The sequence below is a fragment of the Streptomyces sp. NPDC047081 genome, assembly GCF_040643775.1.
Classification (GTDB): domain Bacteria; phylum Actinomycetota; class Actinomycetes; order Streptomycetales; family Streptomycetaceae; genus Streptomyces.
In genome coordinates this window covers 270,192-287,879 of record NZ_JBEYUY010000007.1, presented here as the reverse complement: position 1 = coordinate 287,879, position 17,688 = coordinate 270,192, and the positions used below count along the sequence as shown (strand labels likewise).

Below are 17,688 nucleotides of genomic sequence, written 5' to 3'. Positions count from 1 at the left end.
GCTAGATCTTCGCGGCGAGTTGGCGGACGACGGCGTCGAAGGCCGGGTCCGCGTAGTAGGCGCTGTGGCCGAGCATCGGGGTGGCGGGGGCGTTGTCGGAGGGCACGACAGTTCGTGGGTCCCGGAGTTGGTATTCGGGGCCCAGCTTTCGCCACCAAGGCCCCGTCTCCGGGGGCGGATTGGTGTCGGCCTCGACCGGTTGGACGTCGATCGTGTTCCAGTCGGTGACCGGCAGCACCGGATCGACCTTCGCCGAGCCGGGATACGCGAGGACCGGCCCGCCGATGGGGTCGGTCCAGCGGTGCAGGTTGTACCAGCGGTCCTTGAGCTTGACCGCGTACAGGTCCTTGAGGGTGTCGTAGCCGACGTGGGCCGGGAACAACCTGGAGTACGCCCACATGAGTTGGGAGCCGTAGGTGAGCAGGGCGAGCCGCTGACGGGCCTTGTCCGGTGTGGCGAGGACAGCCGCCGCGCAGATCAGGCTGCCCTGGCTGTGCCCGGACAGCACCACCTTGTCTCCCGCCGCGGCCTTGTCCTCCACCCGCTTGACCAGCCCCAGCACCGCGCGGCCTCCGTACGGCGGCGGCACGATCGGGTGGATCCAGCGCGGCCAGAACGCGAGCAGGTCCCAGATGATGCCGACGGTGCGCCGCCAGGTGGGGTTGCGGAAGGCACGCATGCCGAGGAAGGCGAGGCCGGCGGCGAGGGCCGTCAGGGTCCAGGTGCCGAGCGCCTCGTCGACGAAGGTGAAGAAGATGCGGGGGTTGCGTCCGGTGTAGACGTGGTCCTGCAGCCACCGGGGCACGGGGTCCCGGCCGGGCGGCACCGCCAGGGCGCCGAGCACTCCCTGGGCGACGGCGGCGACCCATCCGGCGACTCCGATGGCACACAGCCAGGTCGGCAGCCGGTACTTGAGGCGGGCCCGTTGCCATGACTTGCGGATGAGGGTGACGGTGCGCTCCTCCGGCTGCGCATTCTCCGGATACTCCTGCACGATCCGACCCGGGAAGGTCACGCCCTGCGGCCACCTCGGGTGGATCGCGCGCCAGAAGAGGCACACGGCGGCGACGGCGACGAGGGGCACGATGAGCAACCCCCACAGCAGGGTCGTCACATGGAACAGGTCCGGCAGGTCCAGGGTCTGCTGGGTTTTCGTGAGCTGGTCACGGTGGCCGAACAGGCGGGCGGTCTGGAGGATGAGGCCCGAGGTGAAGCCGGTCGCCAGCAGCACGGCGAAGCCGGTCAGGACGGTGCAGGTCATTCCCGCCCACAGCCTCCGGTACGGCTTCGGCACGCCGGATCCACCGGATCCACCGGCAGAGCCTCGCGCCAGGACCGCGTTCGCCACCGCGAGCAGGACCAGCAGCAGGGCCGCATAGGCGTAGTACGCCTGGAAGGCCCAGTCGAAGCCGGTCAGCCACACGGGCAATTGTCCCCGGCCGCCACCGGCGTGCCCGCCGCCGACCAGGGCGGCGGCCGCGAAGGCCGCCCAGGCCACGCCGTACACCGCACGGTAGAAGCCCGGCACGGCGTTGGGGTCGGTCACCGCGTCCACCTTGTCCAGGCCGGGGGTCCGGCCGGCCGCGGTGGCCACCAGGCACAGGACGGCGATCGCGCAGGCGATCCAGAACAGGGCCCACAGCACGGGCCGGGGCCAGCCCCGCGCGGCCTGGAGACCGGACACGTAGTGCGTGGACAGGTGGGTGATGAGCATCGTCACCACGGCCAGGGAGGCGGTCAGGTGCAGTCGGCGCAGCAGCGCCGTGCGCGGCTTCGGCGCCCAGAAGTCCCTGTCCCCCAGGTCGCGGCCCGGCCGGCTGCCCGACTTGTGTCCCTCGGGCAGGACAGGCGGGTACAGATACACCTTTCGGCTGATGCGGTCGAGGATCAGCACCATCGCCGCGGGCACCAGCGCCGCGCACGCCAGCCGGAAGTGCCAGCCGTACTGTGGGGCGGTCAGGAACAGCAGCTTCTTGGCGCAGTTCTTGTCACCGCCGCACTGCCACGCGGCCTGGTCCACCGCCACGAACGTCACGGCGGTGACCAGCAGCAGGGTCATGCCCAGCGCGAGCAGCCGCAGCAGGGCCTCGGCCACTCCCAGGGCCCGCTCCTGCGCCTTCTTCCCGGCCGGTGCCGGCAGCGTGAATCCGGCCAGGTTGATCACGCCGAGCGGAGCCATCAGCAGCCATACGGCCTTGGAGACCGACCCCGAGGTCATGTCACCCCAGCGGAACGCCTCGCAGCGGACGTCCGACTCGGGCCGGGTCTCGGGCAGTCGGTAGAACCCCGCCAGGTTGTCGCCGTCGACCTGGCGGACGGCGCTGATCTCCAGCAGGCTCTCCACGGGCGTGCCGCTGACGCCGTGCACGCGGATCTCCACGGTCTCCGCGGATACCGCCGCGGCCGGAGCGGTTTCGGTCACGGCGACAGCGTGACGCGGCCGAGGATGCCGGTCCATCACGCAATCGGGCGATATTTCAACGCTGTTGGGCCGTCAGTGGTACAGCTGGGCCGTCAGTGGTAGAGCGCCGGCCGCTCCGCCAGCTCCACCTCCACCCGGCCGCCCTCCGTCAGCGCCCGCACCCCCGCCTCGCATACCGCGGCCACGGCGTAGCCGTCCCACACGCTCGGCCCGGTGACCTCGCCCCGGCGCGTGGCGTCGACCCAGGCCTGCACCTCGCGGTCGTAGGCGTCGGCGAAGCGCTCGATGTAGTCCTGGGTGATGGTGCCGCCCCAGCGGCCGGCCATGTTGGTGACCATGGCGTGGCCGTCGCCGATGCGGGCGGTGCCGCGTTCGCAGACCACCTCGGCCTGGACCTGGTAGCCGAAGCCGCAGTTGACGAAGATCTCGACGTCGACGACCGCGCCGCCGTCGGTCTCGAAGACGACGAACTGCGGGTCCTGCACCCCGTCCGGCGCGTTCGCGGACGGCGTCGGGCGCAGCACCGTGACCGCCGTGATCTCCTGCCCGAGCAGCCACCGGGTCACGTCCATCTCGTGCACCACGGAGTCGTTGATCAGCATCTCGCTGTGCCAGCCGGGGGGCGAGGCGACGTTGCGGTGCCGGTTGTGCAGCATGAGCGGCCGGCCCAACTGCCCTGTCTCCAGGAGGGCCTTGAGTCTCATGTACTCGGCGTCGTAGCGCCGCATGAAGCCGACCTGGACCCGGCGCCGGCCGAGCCGCTGCTCGGCCTCCATGACGCGCAGGGCGGAGGCCGCGTCCGGGGTGAGCGGCTTCTCGCACAGCACGGGCAGGTCGTGCTCGAACGCCGCCAGCAGGGCCGCCTCGTGGGCGGGCCCCGGGGAGGCGATCAGTACGGCGTCGACGTCGGCCGCCGTCATCGCGGCGGCCGGGTCGGTGTGGGCGGTGCAGCCGTCGACGCGGGCGGCGACGGCCTTGGCGCGTTCCGCGTCGACGTCCACGACGGCGCTCACTCTGGCCCCGCTGACGACTTCCTGGATCCGGCGGACATGGTCGGCACCCATCTTCCCGGTGCCGACGACGGCGACGCGCAGCGTTCCCGGCTGAGCCATGGTCGTCCCCCTCGCTTCGTCAGGCGCCGCAGGACCTCAGGAATTTGCGGGTGCGTACCGCGATCGGCAGGGGCTTGTCCGGCTCGCAGGGGTACATGTCCTGCTCGACGATCGCGAACAGCTCCACGCCGAGCCGCTGCGCCGCCTCCAGGACCGGCCCCAACTCCGGTACACCGGCGGGCGGTTCGCACATGACGCCCTGCGCCACGGCGGGCCCGAACGGCGTGCCCTTGGCCTGTACGTCGGCCAGGACCGCCGGGTCCACCTGCTTGAGGTGCAGATAGCCGATCCGTTCGCCGTACGTCTCGATCAGCTTGACGCTGTCGCCGCCGCAGTAGGCGTAATGGCCGGTGTCCAGGCACAGGTTGACGAGCTCGGTGTCGGTCGAGTCGAGGAAGCGCTCGACGTGGTCCTCGGTGTCGATGTGCGTGTCCGCGTGCGGGTGCACGACGAGTTCGAGGCCGTACGTCTCCTTCACCTCGTGCCCGAGCCGTTCCATGCCCTTGGTGAGGTGCGCCCACTGCTCGCCGGTCAGCTCGGCCGGCTCCAGGATCTCGGCCGTCTTGTCGTCCCGCCAGAAGGACGGGATCACGACGAGGTGCTCGGCGCCCATCGCCTGGGTGAGCGCGGCCACCTGGCTCACGTGCTCCCAGGTGGACTCCCAGACGGACGGGCCGCGGTGCATCCCGGTGAGGACCGTGCCGGCCGACACCTTGAGGTCGCGCTTGGCGATCTCGTCGGCCAACCGGGCCGGGTCGGTGGGCAGATAGCCGTACGGACCCAGCTCGATCCACGAGTAGCCGGCCTCGGAGACCTCGTCCAGGAAGCGTTCCCAGGGCACCTGCCGGGGGTCGTCCGGGAACCAGACGCCCCAGGAGTCGGGGGCCGAGCCGACCCGGATGCGGTCGAGGGCGTTCGCCATGTCAGGACGCCCCTTCCGAGGAGGCGACGGGTGCGGTGAGGTCCTTCTCCTCGGGGAGCTCCTCGGTGTCGACGCCGCGGACCTGGGCCAACTCGTGCTTGAGCGCGGCGAGTTCGGCACCACCGGCCATGTGGTTCGTCAGCTCTTCCAGGCTGACCTCGCTGCGGGAGGCGGACAGCTCCATGGTGCCCAGGCGCAGGACGCTGAAGTGGTCGCCGACCATGTAGGCGTGGTGCGGGTTGTGGGTGATGAAGATGACGCCCAGGCCGCGGTCGCGAGCGGCGGCGATGTACTTCAGCACCACGCCGGACTGTTTGACGCCGAGGGCGGCGGTGGGCTCGTCCAGGATGAGGACGCGGGCACCGAAGTAGACGGCGCGGGCGATGGCCACGCACTGGCGCTGACCGCCGGAGAGGGTGCCGATGGGCTGTTCCAGGTTGTCCAGGACGATGCCCATGTTGCGCAGTTCCTGATCCGCGGTCTGCTTCATCTTCTCGATGTCGAGGCGGCGCAGGGGCCAGGGGCCCTTGGTCATCTCGGAGCCGAGGAAGAAGTTGCGCCATACCGGCATCAGCGGGACGACGGCGAGGTCCTGGTAGACGGTGGCGATGCCCTTGTCGAGGGCGTCGCGCGGGGTGGAGAAGCGCACCGGGGTGCTGTCGACGAGGAACTCGCCCTCGGTGTGCTGGTGCAGGCCGGAGATGATTTTGATGAGGGTCGACTTGCCGGCGCCGTTGTCGCCCAGCACGCAGGTGACCTGGCTGGGGAACACCTTCAGGCTCACCCCGTGCAGGGCACGGATGTTGCCGTACGCCTTGCCCGCGTTGCGCAGTTCGACGATCGGGCCGTCCTCGCCCTCGGGCACGACGTCCTGGAGGATGGCTCCGTGGGTTCCGGATTCGTTCTTCGTCATCGGGTCACCTCCTGGTCGCCGACTGGCGGACCCACAGATTGATCAGGACGGCGCCGAGCAGCATGACGCCCAGGAAGGCCTTGAACCAGTCGGGGTTCCAGCCCGCGAAGACGATGCCCTGGTTGACCATGCCGAACATGAAGGCGCCGAAGACCGGACCGATCGCGGAACCGTAGCCACCGGTGAGGAGACAGCCGCCGATGACGGCCGCGGCGATGTAGATGAGCTCCTGGCCCACCCCTTCGCCGGACTGCACGGTGTTGAAGGTGAACAGCTGGTGCATGCCCACGAACCAGGCACCGAGGCCGACCAGCATGAACAGGGAGATCTTCGTGAAGGTCACGGGCACACCGACCGCGCGTGCCGACTCCTTGTTGCCGCCGACCGCGAAGATCCAGTTGCCGTACTTGGTGCGCAGCAGCACCCACGTGGCGATGGCCGCGAAGACCAGCCAGTAGAAGACGGTGATCTTCACCTGGACGCCACCGATGTCGAAGGACGAGGCGAAGACCTTGCGTGCCTGGTCGAAGCCGTCCATGTTGCTGATGTCGTCGGTGGCGACGTTGGTGGTGACCAGCTTGGTCACCGCGAGGTTGGCGCCCTGGAGGATCAGGAACGTGCCCAGGGTGACCAGGAAGCTCGGCAGTCCGGTCTTGACGACCATCCAGCCGTTGAAGAAGCCGACCGCCAGGGAGACCAGGAGGGCGACGAAGACACCGACCCACACGTTCACGGTCAGCTGGTAGGCGAGCATGCTCGCGGTCAGCGCCGAGGTGATCACCGCGACGCCGGAGGACAGGTCGAACTCGCCGCCGATCATCAGCAGCGCCACCGGGAGCGCCATGATCCCGATGGTCGACGACTGGTACAGCACCGTGGCCATCGCGCTGCCGTCCCGCACGGGCGGGGCGGCGATCAGGAAGAACACGTAGACGGCGGCGGCACCGAGGAAGACGCCCACCTCGGGGCGGGCCAACAGCCGCAGGGCCAGGGGCCGTTCGGCGGTCCGCCCGTCGGTCTCCTTCGGGCCGGGGGCCGGCGGTGTCTCCACCGCCGGCTCGGCATGCTGGGTCATGCTGATCACCGGGTGCCCTTCGCGGCGAACTTCGCCACCGCCTCGACGTTCGACTTGTCGACGAAGGCCGGGCCGGTCAGCACGGGCTGCTCACCGCCGCCGCTGTAGTTGCCGTTGTTCTTGTAGAGCCACAGCGAGTCCACCGCGAGGTAGCCCTGCAGGTACGGCTGCTGGTCCACCGCGAACTGGATCGTGCCCTTGCTGATGGCGGTCGTGAGGTCCTTGTTGAGGTCGAAGGTCGCGACCTTCGCCTTGCTGCCCGCGTCGGACACCGACTGCACGGCCGTGAGCGCGAACGGGGCGCCCAGCGTGGCGACGTAGTCGATCGAGGAGTCCTGCTTGAGCTTGGCGGTGATCGTCGACTTCACGGACGGCATGTCGGTGCCGTTGACGTTGAGCACCTCGGTCTTGCCCGAGAACGTGCTCTTGAGGCCGTCGCAGCGCTGGGTGAGGCCGACGTTGCCCTGCTCCTGCACGACACAGACGGCGTGCTTGGCGCCGAGGGAGTTCAGCTTCTTGCCGAACGCCTCACCGGCCACCGTCTCGTCCTGACCGAAGAACTCCATCAGGCCGAGCTTCTTCCAGTCGCTCACGCCGGAGTTGAGGCCCACGACGGGGATGTTGGCCGACTTCGCCTTGCCGATGACCGTCTTCATGGCGTCCGGCTTTGCGAGTGTGACGGCGATGCCGTCGACCTTCTGGTCGATCGCGTTCTGCACCAGGGTGGCCTGGTTGCCCGCGTTCGGGTCGGCGGAGTAGATCAGCTTGATGTTGTCCTTGGCGGCGGCGGCCTCGGCACCCTTGCGGACGATGTCCCAGAAGGTGTCGCCGGGCGACTGGTGCGTGACCAGCGCGACGGTCATCCGGGGCGTGGTGGCCTTGCCCGCGGAGGCGTCGGCTCCGCCTTCCTCGGACTTCTTGCCCCCGGAACTGCTGGAGCAGCCTGCGAGGGTCAGGGCGGCAACCGCGGCCACCGCGACTACGGGGGCGAGTCTGCGGGAGCGGGGCTTTGAAGAGCGGTCCATCTTTCCTGGCACCTCACTGTGCTTTGCGGGGGAAAGGGAGAAGTGGATCACGAAGATCCAGGGCCCGGGATCTTGGCATGTCCGGGTCGTCTGCCGCAAATGCGGCGGTTGCGCTGGGACGGGATTCCATCCCTTAACGCGCCCGCTGTCAATACTTTGTTAAGACATCATTTCACAAGCAGGTCCGAATGTAAGTACAAACTATTGACAGCGCCGGTCCTCGAGGCCTACACCTGGGACATGACCGAGCAGGCACAGTCCCTCGACTTGATCACTATGGGCCGTATCGGAGTGGACATCTACCCCCTCCAGTCCGGCGTTCCTCTGTCGCAGGTCGAGACCTTCGGCAAGTTCCTCGGCGGTTCGGCGGCCAACGTCGCGGTCGCGGCGGCCCGGCTCGGCCGGTCCACCGCGGTGATCACCCGCACCGGGGACGACCCCTTCGGCGCCTATCTCCATCAGGCGCTGAAGGAGTTCGGCGTCGACGACCGCTGGGTCACACCCGTGGCCGCCCACCCGACACCGGTGACCTTCTGCGAGATCTTTCCGCCGGACGACTTCCCTCTGTACTTCTACCGGCAGCCTAAGGCTCCTGACCTGGAGATTCACACCGAGGAGCTGGACTACTTCGCCATTCGGGCGACCAGGGTCTTCTGGATCACCGGCACCGGCCTCAGCGAGGAGCCCAGCCGCTCCGCCACGCTCGCCGCCCTCAAGGCGCGCGACAAGGCGGGCATCACGGTCTTCGACCTCGACTGGCGGCCGATGTTCTGGCGGGATCCGGAGGAGGCCCGCCCGTACTACGCGGAGGCCCTGCGGCACGTCACGGTCGCCGTCGGCAACCTCGACGAGTGCGAGGTCGCCACCGGCGTCCGCGAGCCGCGGGCCTGTGCCGAGGCGCTGCTGGAGGCGGGCGTGGAGTTGGCGGTCGTCAAGCAGGGCCCCAAGGGCGTGCTCGCGGTGCACCGCGACGGCAGCAGCGCCGAGGTCCCGCCGGTGCCGGTCGAGGTGGCCAACGGGCTGGGCGCGGGCGACGCCTTCGGCGGTTCGCTCGTGCACGGGCTGCTTTCCGGCTGGGATTTGGCCGAAACCATGCGGTACGCCAATGCGGCCGGCGCCCTCGTCGCCTCCCGTCTCGCCTGCTCCTCCGCGATGCCCACCCCGGCCGAGGTCGACGACCTCCTCGCGCGCGCAACTCCCTGAAACGGAGCTTCTGACTTGTCCCTCAGCATCCCCGACCTCGTCTCGGTCCGGGCCCGGCACCCGGAGGCCGTGGCCGAGGCGGCCGCCCGACGCACCCGCAGGCCCCTCCTGGGCGATTCCGGCCGACTGATGATCGTGGCCGCCGACCACCCGGCCCGCGGCGCGCTCGGCGTCGGCGGCCGCGGCCTCGCCATGGCCAACCGGGCCGACCTGCTGGAACGTCTCTGCATCGCGCTGTCGCGGCCCGGCGTCGACGGGGTGCTGGCCACCGCCGACATCCTGGAGGACCTGCTCCTGCTCGGGGTGCTGGAGAACAAGGTCGTGATGGGTTCCATGAACCGCGGGGGCCTGGCGGGCGCGCGCTTCGAGATGGACGACCGCTTCACCGGCCACCGCGCCGAGGACATCGCCCGGCTCCGCTTCGACGCCGGCAAGCTGCTCCTGCGTATCGACCACGACGACCCGGGCTCGCTGACCACCCTGGAGTCCACGGCCCGCGCGATCGACGACATGGCGGCGCACCGACTCCCGCTGTTCGTCGAGCCGTTCCTGTCCCGTCGGATCGGCGGGAAGGTCACGAACGACCTGTCCGCCGAGGCCGTCACCAAGTCCGTCGCCATCGCCTCCGGGCTCGGCGGCACCTCCGCCTACACCTGGCTGAAGCTGCCGGTGACCGAGAAACCGGACGACATGGCCGAGGTCATGGAGACGTCCACGCTGCCGGCCGTGCTGCTGGGCGGGGAGGTCGGGGACGATCAGGACGGGGCGTACGAGCGCTGGCGCAAGGCGCTGCGGCTGCCCACCGTCCTGGGCATGGTCGTCGGCCGGTCGCTGCTGTATCCGGCCCAGGGCAGTGTGGAGACGGCGGTCGACACGGCCGTCGGGCTGCTGTGACGTGCCTGTCATGACACGGACGAGGAGTGCCATATGACATACCACCTTCCCGCCGGAAAGGCCCTCGGCGGCCCCTACGTCGTCGACGTGACCCCGGAGAAGGCCGGCTGGGGCTACTCCAGCCTGCGCGTCCTGGAGCTCCCCCCGGGCGGCACGCACACCTTCGACACCGGCGAGAGCGAGTGGATCGTGCTGCCGCTGAGCGGCGGCTGCACGGTGTCGGCCGCCGACGACTTCGGCCACGACACCTTCGAACTCACCGGCCGCGAGAGCGTGTTCAGCGGCGTGAGCGACTTCGCGTACGTGCCGCGTGACGCCCGTACCACCGTCACGTCCGACGGCGGCGGACGGTTCGCGCTCACCGGCGCCCGGTGCACCCGCAGGCTGCCCGCCCGCTACGGACCGGCCTCCTCGGTGCCGGTGGAGCTGCGCGGCACCGGGAACTCCTCGCGGCAGGTCAACAACTTCGGCGCGGCGGGCGTCTTCGAGTGCGACCGGCTCATCGCGGTCGAGGTGATCACGCCGGGCGGCAACTGGTCGTCCTTCCCGCCGCACAAGCACGACGAGCACCGGCCCGGCGAGGAGTCGGTCCTCGAAGAGGTCTACTACTTCGAGTTCGCCGCCCACGACGGCATCCCCGGCCTCGGCTACCAGCGCGTCTCGCCCTCCGGCCACGGCCGGGGCACCGACGTACTGGCCGAAGTGCGCGGCGGAGATGTCGTGCTGATCCCCGACGGCTGGCACGGGCCCTCGATGGCGGTGCCCGGCCACCACATGTACTACCTCAACGTCATGGCGGGCCCCGAGCCCGAACGCGCCTGGCTGATCTGCGACCACCCGGACCACGCCTGGGTCCGCGGCACCTGGCCCGACCAGCCCGTCGACCCCCGCCTGCCCCTCTACACGGCCCCGGAGAAGTCCTGATGAGCACCGCCCCCACCCGCCGCCTGACCGTCGCCCAGGCACTGGTGCAGTTCCTGTCCGTCCAGTACACGGAGCGCGACGGCGTCCGGCGGCGGCTGATCGCCGGTACCTGGGGCATCTTCGGCCATGGCAACGTCGCCGGACTCGGCCAGGCGCTGCTGGAGGCGGGCGAGGACACGATGCCGTTCCACCAGGGCCGCAACGAGCAGGCCATGGTGCACGCGGCCGTGGGTTACGCCCGCCAGCTGGACCGCCTCTCCGCGCAGGCGGTCACCACCTCCATCGGCCCGGGCGCGACGAACCTCGTCACCGGCGCCGCCCTCGCCACCATCAACCGCCTCCCGGTCCTGCTCCTCCCCGGCGACTACTTCGCCACCCGCGTCGCCGACCCGCTCCTGCAGCAGCTGGAGCACCCGGTGGAGGCGGACCTGTCGGTGAACGACACCCTCCGCCCGGTGTCGCGCTACTTCGACCGCATCACCCGCCCCGAGGCCCTGATCCCCTCCGCGCTGAACGCCATGCGGGTCCTCGCCGACCCCGCCGAGACCGGCGCGGTCACCCTGGCCCTCCCCCAGGACGTACAGGCCGAGGCGTACGACTGGCCGGAGGAGTTCTTCGCCGAGCGGGTGTGGCACGTACGGCGTCCCGCTCCCGACCCCCACGAGCTCGCGGAGGCGGTGGCGGCGATCCGGGCCGCCGAGCGGCCGCTGATCGTGGCGGGCGGCGGGGTGCACCACAGCGCGGCCGAGGAGGCGTTGAAGGAGCTCGTCGAGGCCACCGGCATTCCGGTCGCCTCCACCCAGGCCGGCAAGGGCTCGCTGCGGTACGACCACCCCTCCGACCTCGGCGGCATCGGCCACACCGGCACCGCGGCCGCCAACGACCTCGCCCGCTCCGCCGACCTGGTGATCGGCGTCGGCACCCGCTACACGGACTTCACCACCGCCTCCGGCACGCTCTTCCAGCGCCCGGACGTCCGTTTCGTCAACCTCAACATCACCGCGTTCGACGCGCACAAGCTGTCCGCCCGGACGCTGGTCTGCGACGCCCGGGCCGGGCTCACCGCGCTCACGGAGGCGCTGTCCGGCCACTTCGTGGAGCCGTCGTACGCGGCCGAGTACACCTTCGGCCAGGAGCACTGGGAGGCGGTCGTCGAGGACGCCTATGGCGTCGATGACGAGAACGCCGCACCGACGCAGACCCAGGTCCTGGGGGCGCTGGACGCGGTGGTCGGCGACGACGACGTGGTGATCAACGCGGCCGGCTCCCTCCCCGGCGACCTGCACAAGCTGTGGCGGGCGCGCGGTCGCCGCCAGTACCACCTCGAATACGGCTACTCCTGCATGGGTTACGAGATCCCGGCCGCGATCGGTGTGCAGCAGGCCAGCCCGGACACTCCTGTGTGGGCGCTGGTCGGCGACGGCACGTATCTGATGATGCCGACGGAGATCGTCACGGCCGTCCAGGAGGGCCTGCCGATCAATCTGGTCCTCCTCCAGAACCACGGCTACGCCTCCATCGGCGGCCTCTCGGAGACGGTCGGCGGCGAGCGCTTCGGCACCGCCTACCGCTACCGGGCCGCCGACGGTACCTTCTCCGGCGCCCCGCTCCCCGTCGACCTGGCCGCCAACGCGGCCAGCCTCGGTATGGACGTCCTGCGCGCCAAGACCGTGAGCGAGCTGCGCGAGGCGCTCACCACGGCCCGCGCGTCCGACCGGCCGACGTGCGTGTACGTCGAGACCGACACCTTCAATCCGGACGCTCCCCCGACGGAGGCGTGGTGGGACGTGCCGGTCGCCGAGACCGCCTCCCGCGAGGCCGCCGTACAAGCCCGCGAGGAGTACGACAGCCAGGTCGCAAGCCGGCGTCGCCATCTCTGAACTCCCGTACCTCGAAAGGCCCTTGCACCATGAAGACCATCACCCACTGGATCGGCGGCAAGCCCGTCGAGTCCGTCTCCGGCCGCTACGGGGCCGTCTACAACCCCGCGACCGGCGCGCAGGAGAAGCAGGTCGGCTTCGCGACCGTCGACGAGGTGGACGCCGCCGTCGCCGCCGCGAAGGACGCCTTCGAGACCTGGGGCTCCTCCTCGATCGCCAGGCGCACGGCGATCCTGTTCAAGTACCGCGAGCTGCTGGACGCCCACCGCGACGAGATCGCCGAGCTGATCACCGCCGAGCACGGCAAGGTGCACAGCGACGCGCTGGGCGAGGTGGCGCGCGGCATGGAGATCGTGGAGCTCGCCTGCGGGATCAGCGTGCAGCTGAAGGGCGAGCTGTCGACGCAGGTCTCCACCCGGGTGGACGTCGCCTCGATCCGCCAGCCGCTCGGCGTGGTCGCGGGCATCACGCCGTTCAACTTCCCCGCCATGGTGCCGATGTGGATGTTCCCGCTGGCCATCGCGTGCGGCAACACCTTCGTGCTGAAGCCGTCCGAGAAGGACCCGTCGGCGTCGTACCGGCTCGCCGAACTGGCCGCCGAAGCGGGCCTGCCCGACGGCGTGTTGAACATCGTGCAGGGCGACAAGGTCGCCGTGGACCGTCTGTTGGAGCACCCGGACATCGAGGCGGTGTCCTTCGTCGGCTCCACGCCGATCGCAAAGTACATCCAGCTCAAGGCGGTTGAGCACGGCAAGCGCGTCCAGGCCCTCGGCGGCGCCAAGAACCACATGCTCGTACTCCCGGACGCCGACCTGGACTTCGCCGCGGACCAGGCGATCAACGCGGCCTACGGTTCCGCGGGCGAGCGCTGCATGGCCGTGTCGGTCGTGGTGGCGGTAGGCGACACCGGCGACGAACTGGTGGCGAAGATCGCCGAGCGCGCGAAGAACCTGAGGATCGGCCCCGGCGACGACCCGGCCTCCGAGATGGGCCCGCTGATCACCCGCGAACACCGCGACAAGGTCGCCTCGTACGTGACTTCGGCGGCGGACCAGGGCGCCGAGGTCGTGGTCGACGGCACCGGCTACACGGTGGACGGTCACGAGGACGGCTTCTTCATCGGCGTGTCGCTCCTCGACAAGGTGCCGCTGACGGCGGACGCGTACCGGGACGAGATCTTCGGCCCGGTGCTGGCGGTCGTGCGTGCGGAGTCGTACGACGAAGCGATCAAGCTGATCAACGACTCCCGCTGGGGCAACGGCACCGCGATCTTCACCCGGGACGGCGGCGCCGCCCGCCGCTTCCAGCTGGAGGTGAAGGCGGGCATGGTCGGCGTCAACGTGCCGATCCCGGTACCCGTCGGCTACCACTCCTTCGGCGGCTGGAAGGATTCCCTCTTCGGGGACCTGCACATCTACGGCAACGACGGCGTCGCCTTCTACACGCAGGGCAAGGTGATCACCACGCGCTGGCCCGACCCGGCCGACGCGGGCATCAACCTCGGCTTCCCCAGCCACTCCTGACGTCACGTCAACTCTCATCGGAGGGAGGTACGTCCATGGCGAAGACCCGTGGCACGACCCGTGCCGCGAACGCGCCCGCGCTCGACTCCCTGGACTTCGCCCTGGACCGGGGCAGTCCGGTGCCGCTCTACTACCAGCTCGCCCAGCAGCTGGAGGCGGCGATCGAGCACGGGGCACTCGCCCCGGGAAACCTCCTGGGCAACGAGATCGACCTCTCGACCCGCCTGGGCCTGTCCAGACCGACGGTCCGGCAGGCCATCCAGTCCCTGGTCGACAAGGGTCTCCTGGTCCGCCGCCGAGGCGTGGGCACCCAGGTCGTCCACAGCCAGGTCAAGCGTCCGCTGGAGCTCTCCAGCCTCTACGACGACCTGGAGGCGGCCGGCCAGGGCCCGACCACCCAGGTGGTGCGCAACGAGCGCGAGGCGGCGTCCGCCGACGTGGCCGCCGCGCTCGGCATCGCCGAGGGCGGCGAGGTGATCGCCCTGGAACGCCTGCGCCTCACCCACGGCCAGCCCGTCGCGCTGCTCAGCAACTACCTCCCCGCGTCCCTCCTGGACCTGGATTCGTCCCGCCTGGAGTCGACGGGCCTGTACCGGATGATGCGCACGGCCGGCATCACCCTGCACAGCGCCCGCCAGACCATCGGCGCCCGCTCCGCCACCCCCGAGGAGGCGGCCCGCCTGGACGAGCAGCCGGGCGCCGCCCTGCTGACCATGCAGCGCACGGCGTACGACGACACGGGCCGCCCGGTCGAGTACGGCACCCACATCTACCGCGCCTCCCGCTACGCCTTCGACTTCCAGCTGCTGGTGCGGCCCTGACCCGGCGCCCGCGCCCCCTGCCCGCTTGACTCGGGAGGACAGGGGGCGCAGAGTCGTACATATACGTCGTAAACATACGACGTTGAACCCGCCAGGGCCGGTGAGGCACCGTGGATCAGGAGCGGCGAGCACGGGCGCGCCAGGGGGCGGGTTCCCTGTGGGCTCCGTCCACCGTCCTGGTCACCGGGGGCGCCGGTTTCATCGGCAGCCACGCCTGCGTGGAGCTCCTGGACCACGGTTACGAAGTGATCGTGGTCGACGACTACGCCAACAGCAGGCCCCAGGTCTTCGCCCGCGTCGAGCGGATCGCGGGCCGTTTCGTGGGGGCCGTGTACGAGCTCGACATCCGCGACCGGCGGGCCCTGTCGGCGGTCTTCGACCGCCACCCCGTGGACGCGGTCATGCACTTCGCCGCGCTCAAGTCGGTGGGCCGCTCGGTCGGGACGCCGATCGAGTACTACGACATCAACGTCGGCGGCACCACCGCCCTGCTCCGCACGATGCACGAGCACGGCGTGCACCGGCTCGTCTTCTCGTCCTCCGGCTCGGTCTACGGCGACGCGGGCGCGGGGCTCCTGGACGAGACCACCCCGGCCCGGCCGACCAACCCGTACGCGGCCTCGAAGTGGCTCTGCGAGCAGATCCTGGCCGACGTGTGCCGCCGCCGCCCCGAGTACACGGTGCTGTGCCTGCGCTACTTCAACCCGACCGGCGCCCACGCCAGCGGACTGCTCGGCGAGGACCCGCAGGGCGTGCCCGAGAACCTCATGCCGTACGTCGCCCAGGTCGCCGACGGCCGCAGGGAGCGGCTGCGCGTCTTCGGCGGCGACTACCCGACCCCCGACGGCACCGCGATCCGGGACTACATCCACGTCATGGACACCGTCGAGGCCCACCGGGTCGCCCTCGACCACCTGGTCGACGCACCGGGCATGCGCGTCTTCAACCTCGGCCTGGGGCAGGGCAGTTCGGTCCTGGACGTGATCGCCGTGTTCGCCGAGACGAGCGGCCGACCGGTGCCGTACGAGATCGGCCCGCGCCGCCCCGGTGACGTCGCCGCACTGGTCGCCGACCCGAGTGCGGTGACCCGGGCCTGGGGCTGGCGGCCGACGCGGGACCTGGCGGACATGTGCCGGGACGCCTGGCGGTTCCAGCAGCTCAACCCGCACGGGTACGCCGGGGCCGCGCGCCGCCCGAACTCGAAGCACCCAGAGTGAAGGCGGTCTCCACCAGGGCCAGGTGGCTGAACGCCTGGGGTGCGTTGCCCAGTTGGCGCCCGGCGTCCGGATCCCACTGCTGGGCGAGCAGCCCGACGTCGTTGCGGACGCCCAGCACGCGCTCGAAGGCCTCGCGGGCCTCGGTGAGCCGGCCGGTGGCGGCGAGGGCGTCGGCGTACCACAGGGAACAGGAGACGAAGACGCCCTCCGAGCCCGACTCGCCCCGGCCCTCGGGTGCGCAGCGCCTCATGAACCCGCCGTGCCGCAGCCGCCGCATGGCGTGCAGGGTGCCGCGCACCCGCTCGTCGCGGGCCGGCAGGAAGCCGAGCCGCGGCATGAGCAGTGCGGAGGCGTCGAGGGCGCGGGAGCCGTAGGACTGGACGAAGGAGCCCTGCCCGGCGTCCCAGCCCTCCCGGCACACCTGGCGGTGCACCTCGTCGCGCATGGCCCGCCATTCGCCGGTGGAGCCGTTGCGGCCGAGCAGCCGGCCCATCTCCAGCGCACGGTCGGCGGCCACCCAGGCCATCACCTTGGAGTGGACGAACTGCCGTCCCGGGCCGCGTACTTGCCACAGCCCCTGGTCGGGTTCCCGCCAGTGCCGCAGCAGGTAGCCCATCATCGCCTCGACCAGCTCCCACACATGGGCGGGCATCGGGATCCCGGCCCGCAGCGACAGGCAGAAGGCGTCGAGGACTTCGCCGTACACGTCCAACTGGAACTGTTTCACGGCGGAGTTGCCGAACCGTACGGGCCGGGACCCCTCGTAGCCGGACAGCCACGGCGCCTCGGTCTCGGGCAGCAGCCGCTGCCCGCCGACGCCGTAGACGGCCTGCAGATCGGTGGGGTCGCCGGCGATGGCCCGCACCAGCCAGTCCAGCCAGGCGGTCGCCTCCTCGTGGTAGCCGCTGCGCAGCAGACAGGACAGGGTCAGGGTGGAGTCGCGCAGCCAGCAGTAGCGGTGGTCCCAGTTGTGCTCGCCGCCGACGCGCTCGGGCAGCGAGGTGGTGGGGGCGGCGACGATGCCGCCGGTGGGGGCGTAGGTGAGGGCCTTGAGCGTGATGAGCGACCGCACCACGGCGTCCCGCCAAGGGCCTTCGTAACGGCACTGCCCGGCCCACCGCCGCCAGAAGTCGACGGTCTCCTTCAGCAGCGTCTCGGCCGGTACGCCGAGCGGCGCGGGCGGTTCGGGCAGATGGGAGGGCGACCAGACGAGGGTGAAGGCGAGCCGCCGTCCGGCGGCGACGGTGAAGTCGTGAACAGTGCCCTGCCCGCCGCTAGCCCCCTCGACGGACCCGTCGGCCCCCAGCCAGACGGCATCCGGCCCGGCGACCGCGACCGCACACCGGTCGACGGCCCGGATCCAGGGCACGACCCGGCCCTGGTGGAAGCGGGGGCGGAGTTCGCTGCGCATGGCCACCTCGCCGGCGAGCCCCTCGACGACCCGGACGAGACACGGCACGCCGCCGCGGGGCGGCATGAAGTCGACGACCCGCACGGCACCGGTGGCGGTCTCCCACCGCGACTCCAGCACCAGCGTGTCGGGCCGATAGGCCCGCCGCGCACAACTCCTGCCCCCGACCGGCGCGACCCGCCAGAACCCGTTCCGTTCGTTCCCCACGAGCGCGGCCATACAGGCGGGCGAGTCGAACCGTGGCAGACACAGCCAGTCGACGGACCCGTCCCGACCGACCATGGCGGCGGTCTCCAGGTCGCTGAGGAGGGCGTAGGTCTCGATGGGTGCGCTCATGGCCGGAGGG

General features: G+C 70.7%; 14 protein-coding genes. 7 read left to right on the top strand and 7 right to left on the bottom strand.

The window, feature by feature from the left end; genetic code table 11:
* Nucleotide 1: 1 nt before the first annotated feature.
* The 6 genes from ABZ848_RS16435 to ABZ848_RS16410 form a co-directional block, all read right to left on the bottom strand.
* Complete coding sequence (locus ABZ848_RS16435; RefSeq protein WP_360831683.1) at nucleotides 2-2,422, bottom strand: hypothetical protein; 2,421 nt, start codon at nucleotides 2,420-2,422, stop codon at nucleotides 2-4.
* Between the two features lie 92 nt (nucleotides 2,423-2,514).
* The gene (locus tag ABZ848_RS16430; RefSeq protein ID WP_360831680.1) at nucleotides 2,515-3,534 is read right to left on the bottom strand and encodes a Gfo/Idh/MocA family oxidoreductase; all 1,020 of its coding nucleotides are present in this window, start codon (nucleotides 3,532-3,534) and stop codon (nucleotides 2,515-2,517) included.
* A gap of 19 nt (nucleotides 3,535-3,553) precedes the next feature.
* Nucleotides 3,554-4,456, bottom strand: coding sequence for a sugar phosphate isomerase/epimerase (locus tag ABZ848_RS16425; RefSeq protein WP_360831677.1), 903 nt, complete (start codon nucleotides 4,454-4,456; stop codon nucleotides 3,554-3,556).
* A 1-nt stretch (nucleotide 4,457) separates the two neighbouring features.
* Nucleotides 4,458-5,369, bottom strand: coding sequence for an ATP-binding cassette domain-containing protein (locus ABZ848_RS16420; protein WP_360831674.1), 912 nt, complete (start codon nucleotides 5,367-5,369; stop codon nucleotides 4,458-4,460).
* Between the two features lie 4 nt (nucleotides 5,370-5,373).
* Nucleotides 5,374-6,450 carry an ABC transporter permease gene (locus tag ABZ848_RS16415; RefSeq protein WP_360831961.1) on the bottom strand — a complete coding sequence of 359 codons (1,077 nt, stop codon included), beginning with the start codon at nucleotides 6,448-6,450 and terminating at the stop codon, nucleotides 5,374-5,376.
* The gene (locus ABZ848_RS16410; protein ID WP_360831671.1) at nucleotides 6,450-7,469 is read right to left on the bottom strand and encodes a sugar ABC transporter substrate-binding protein; all 1,020 of its coding nucleotides are present in this window, start codon (nucleotides 7,467-7,469) and stop codon (nucleotides 6,450-6,452) included. Before ABZ848_RS16410 ends, ABZ848_RS16415 begins: the two co-directional genes overlap by 1 nt.
* A 240-nt stretch (nucleotides 7,470-7,709) precedes the next feature.
* Between ABZ848_RS16410 and iolC the strand changes: the two genes are divergently transcribed.
* The 7 genes from iolC (at nucleotide 7,710) to galE (ending at nucleotide 15,931) form a co-directional block, all read left to right on the top strand.
* Nucleotides 7,710-8,672: a 5-dehydro-2-deoxygluconokinase gene (iolC, locus tag ABZ848_RS16405; RefSeq protein WP_360831668.1), complete on the top strand. Its 963-nt coding sequence runs from the start codon at nucleotides 7,710-7,712 to the stop codon at nucleotides 8,670-8,672.
* 15 nt (nucleotides 8,673-8,687) lie between these two features.
* Entirely contained in the window at nucleotides 8,688-9,566 is an 879-nt protein-coding gene (locus tag ABZ848_RS16400) for a deoxyribose-phosphate aldolase (RefSeq protein WP_360831665.1), read from the top strand.
* A 33-nt stretch (nucleotides 9,567-9,599) separates the two neighbouring features.
* Nucleotides 9,600-10,490 (top strand): 5-deoxy-glucuronate isomerase, encoded by an 891-nt coding sequence (gene iolB / locus ABZ848_RS16395; RefSeq protein WP_360831662.1) that lies wholly within the window; start codon nucleotides 9,600-9,602, stop codon nucleotides 10,488-10,490.
* The gene (iolD, locus tag ABZ848_RS16390; RefSeq protein WP_360831659.1) at nucleotides 10,490-12,370 is read left to right on the top strand and encodes a 3D-(3,5/4)-trihydroxycyclohexane-1,2-dione acylhydrolase (decyclizing); all 1,881 of its coding nucleotides are present in this window, start codon (nucleotides 10,490-10,492) and stop codon (nucleotides 12,368-12,370) included. Before iolB ends, iolD begins: the two co-directional genes overlap by 1 nt.
* 29 nt (nucleotides 12,371-12,399) lie before the next feature.
* Entirely contained in the window at nucleotides 12,400-13,893 is a 1,494-nt protein-coding gene (locus ABZ848_RS16385) for a CoA-acylating methylmalonate-semialdehyde dehydrogenase (RefSeq protein ID WP_360831656.1), read from the top strand.
* Between the two features lie 35 nt (nucleotides 13,894-13,928).
* Nucleotides 13,929-14,714: a GntR family transcriptional regulator gene (locus ABZ848_RS16380; protein WP_360831653.1), complete on the top strand. Its 786-nt coding sequence runs from the start codon at nucleotides 13,929-13,931 to the stop codon at nucleotides 14,712-14,714.
* 155 nt (nucleotides 14,715-14,869) lie between these two features.
* On the top strand, nucleotides 14,870-15,931 hold the full coding sequence (gene galE / locus ABZ848_RS16375) for a UDP-glucose 4-epimerase GalE (RefSeq protein ID WP_360831959.1): 1,062 nt from the start codon (nucleotides 14,870-14,872) through the stop codon (nucleotides 15,929-15,931).
* Here the strand turns inward: galE and ABZ848_RS16370 are convergent.
* Entirely contained in the window at nucleotides 15,873-17,678 is a 1,806-nt protein-coding gene (locus tag ABZ848_RS16370; protein ID WP_360831650.1) for a glycoside hydrolase family 15 protein, read from the bottom strand. The genes galE and ABZ848_RS16370 overlap by 59 nt on opposite strands.
* Nucleotides 17,679-17,688: the final 10 nt, after the last annotated feature.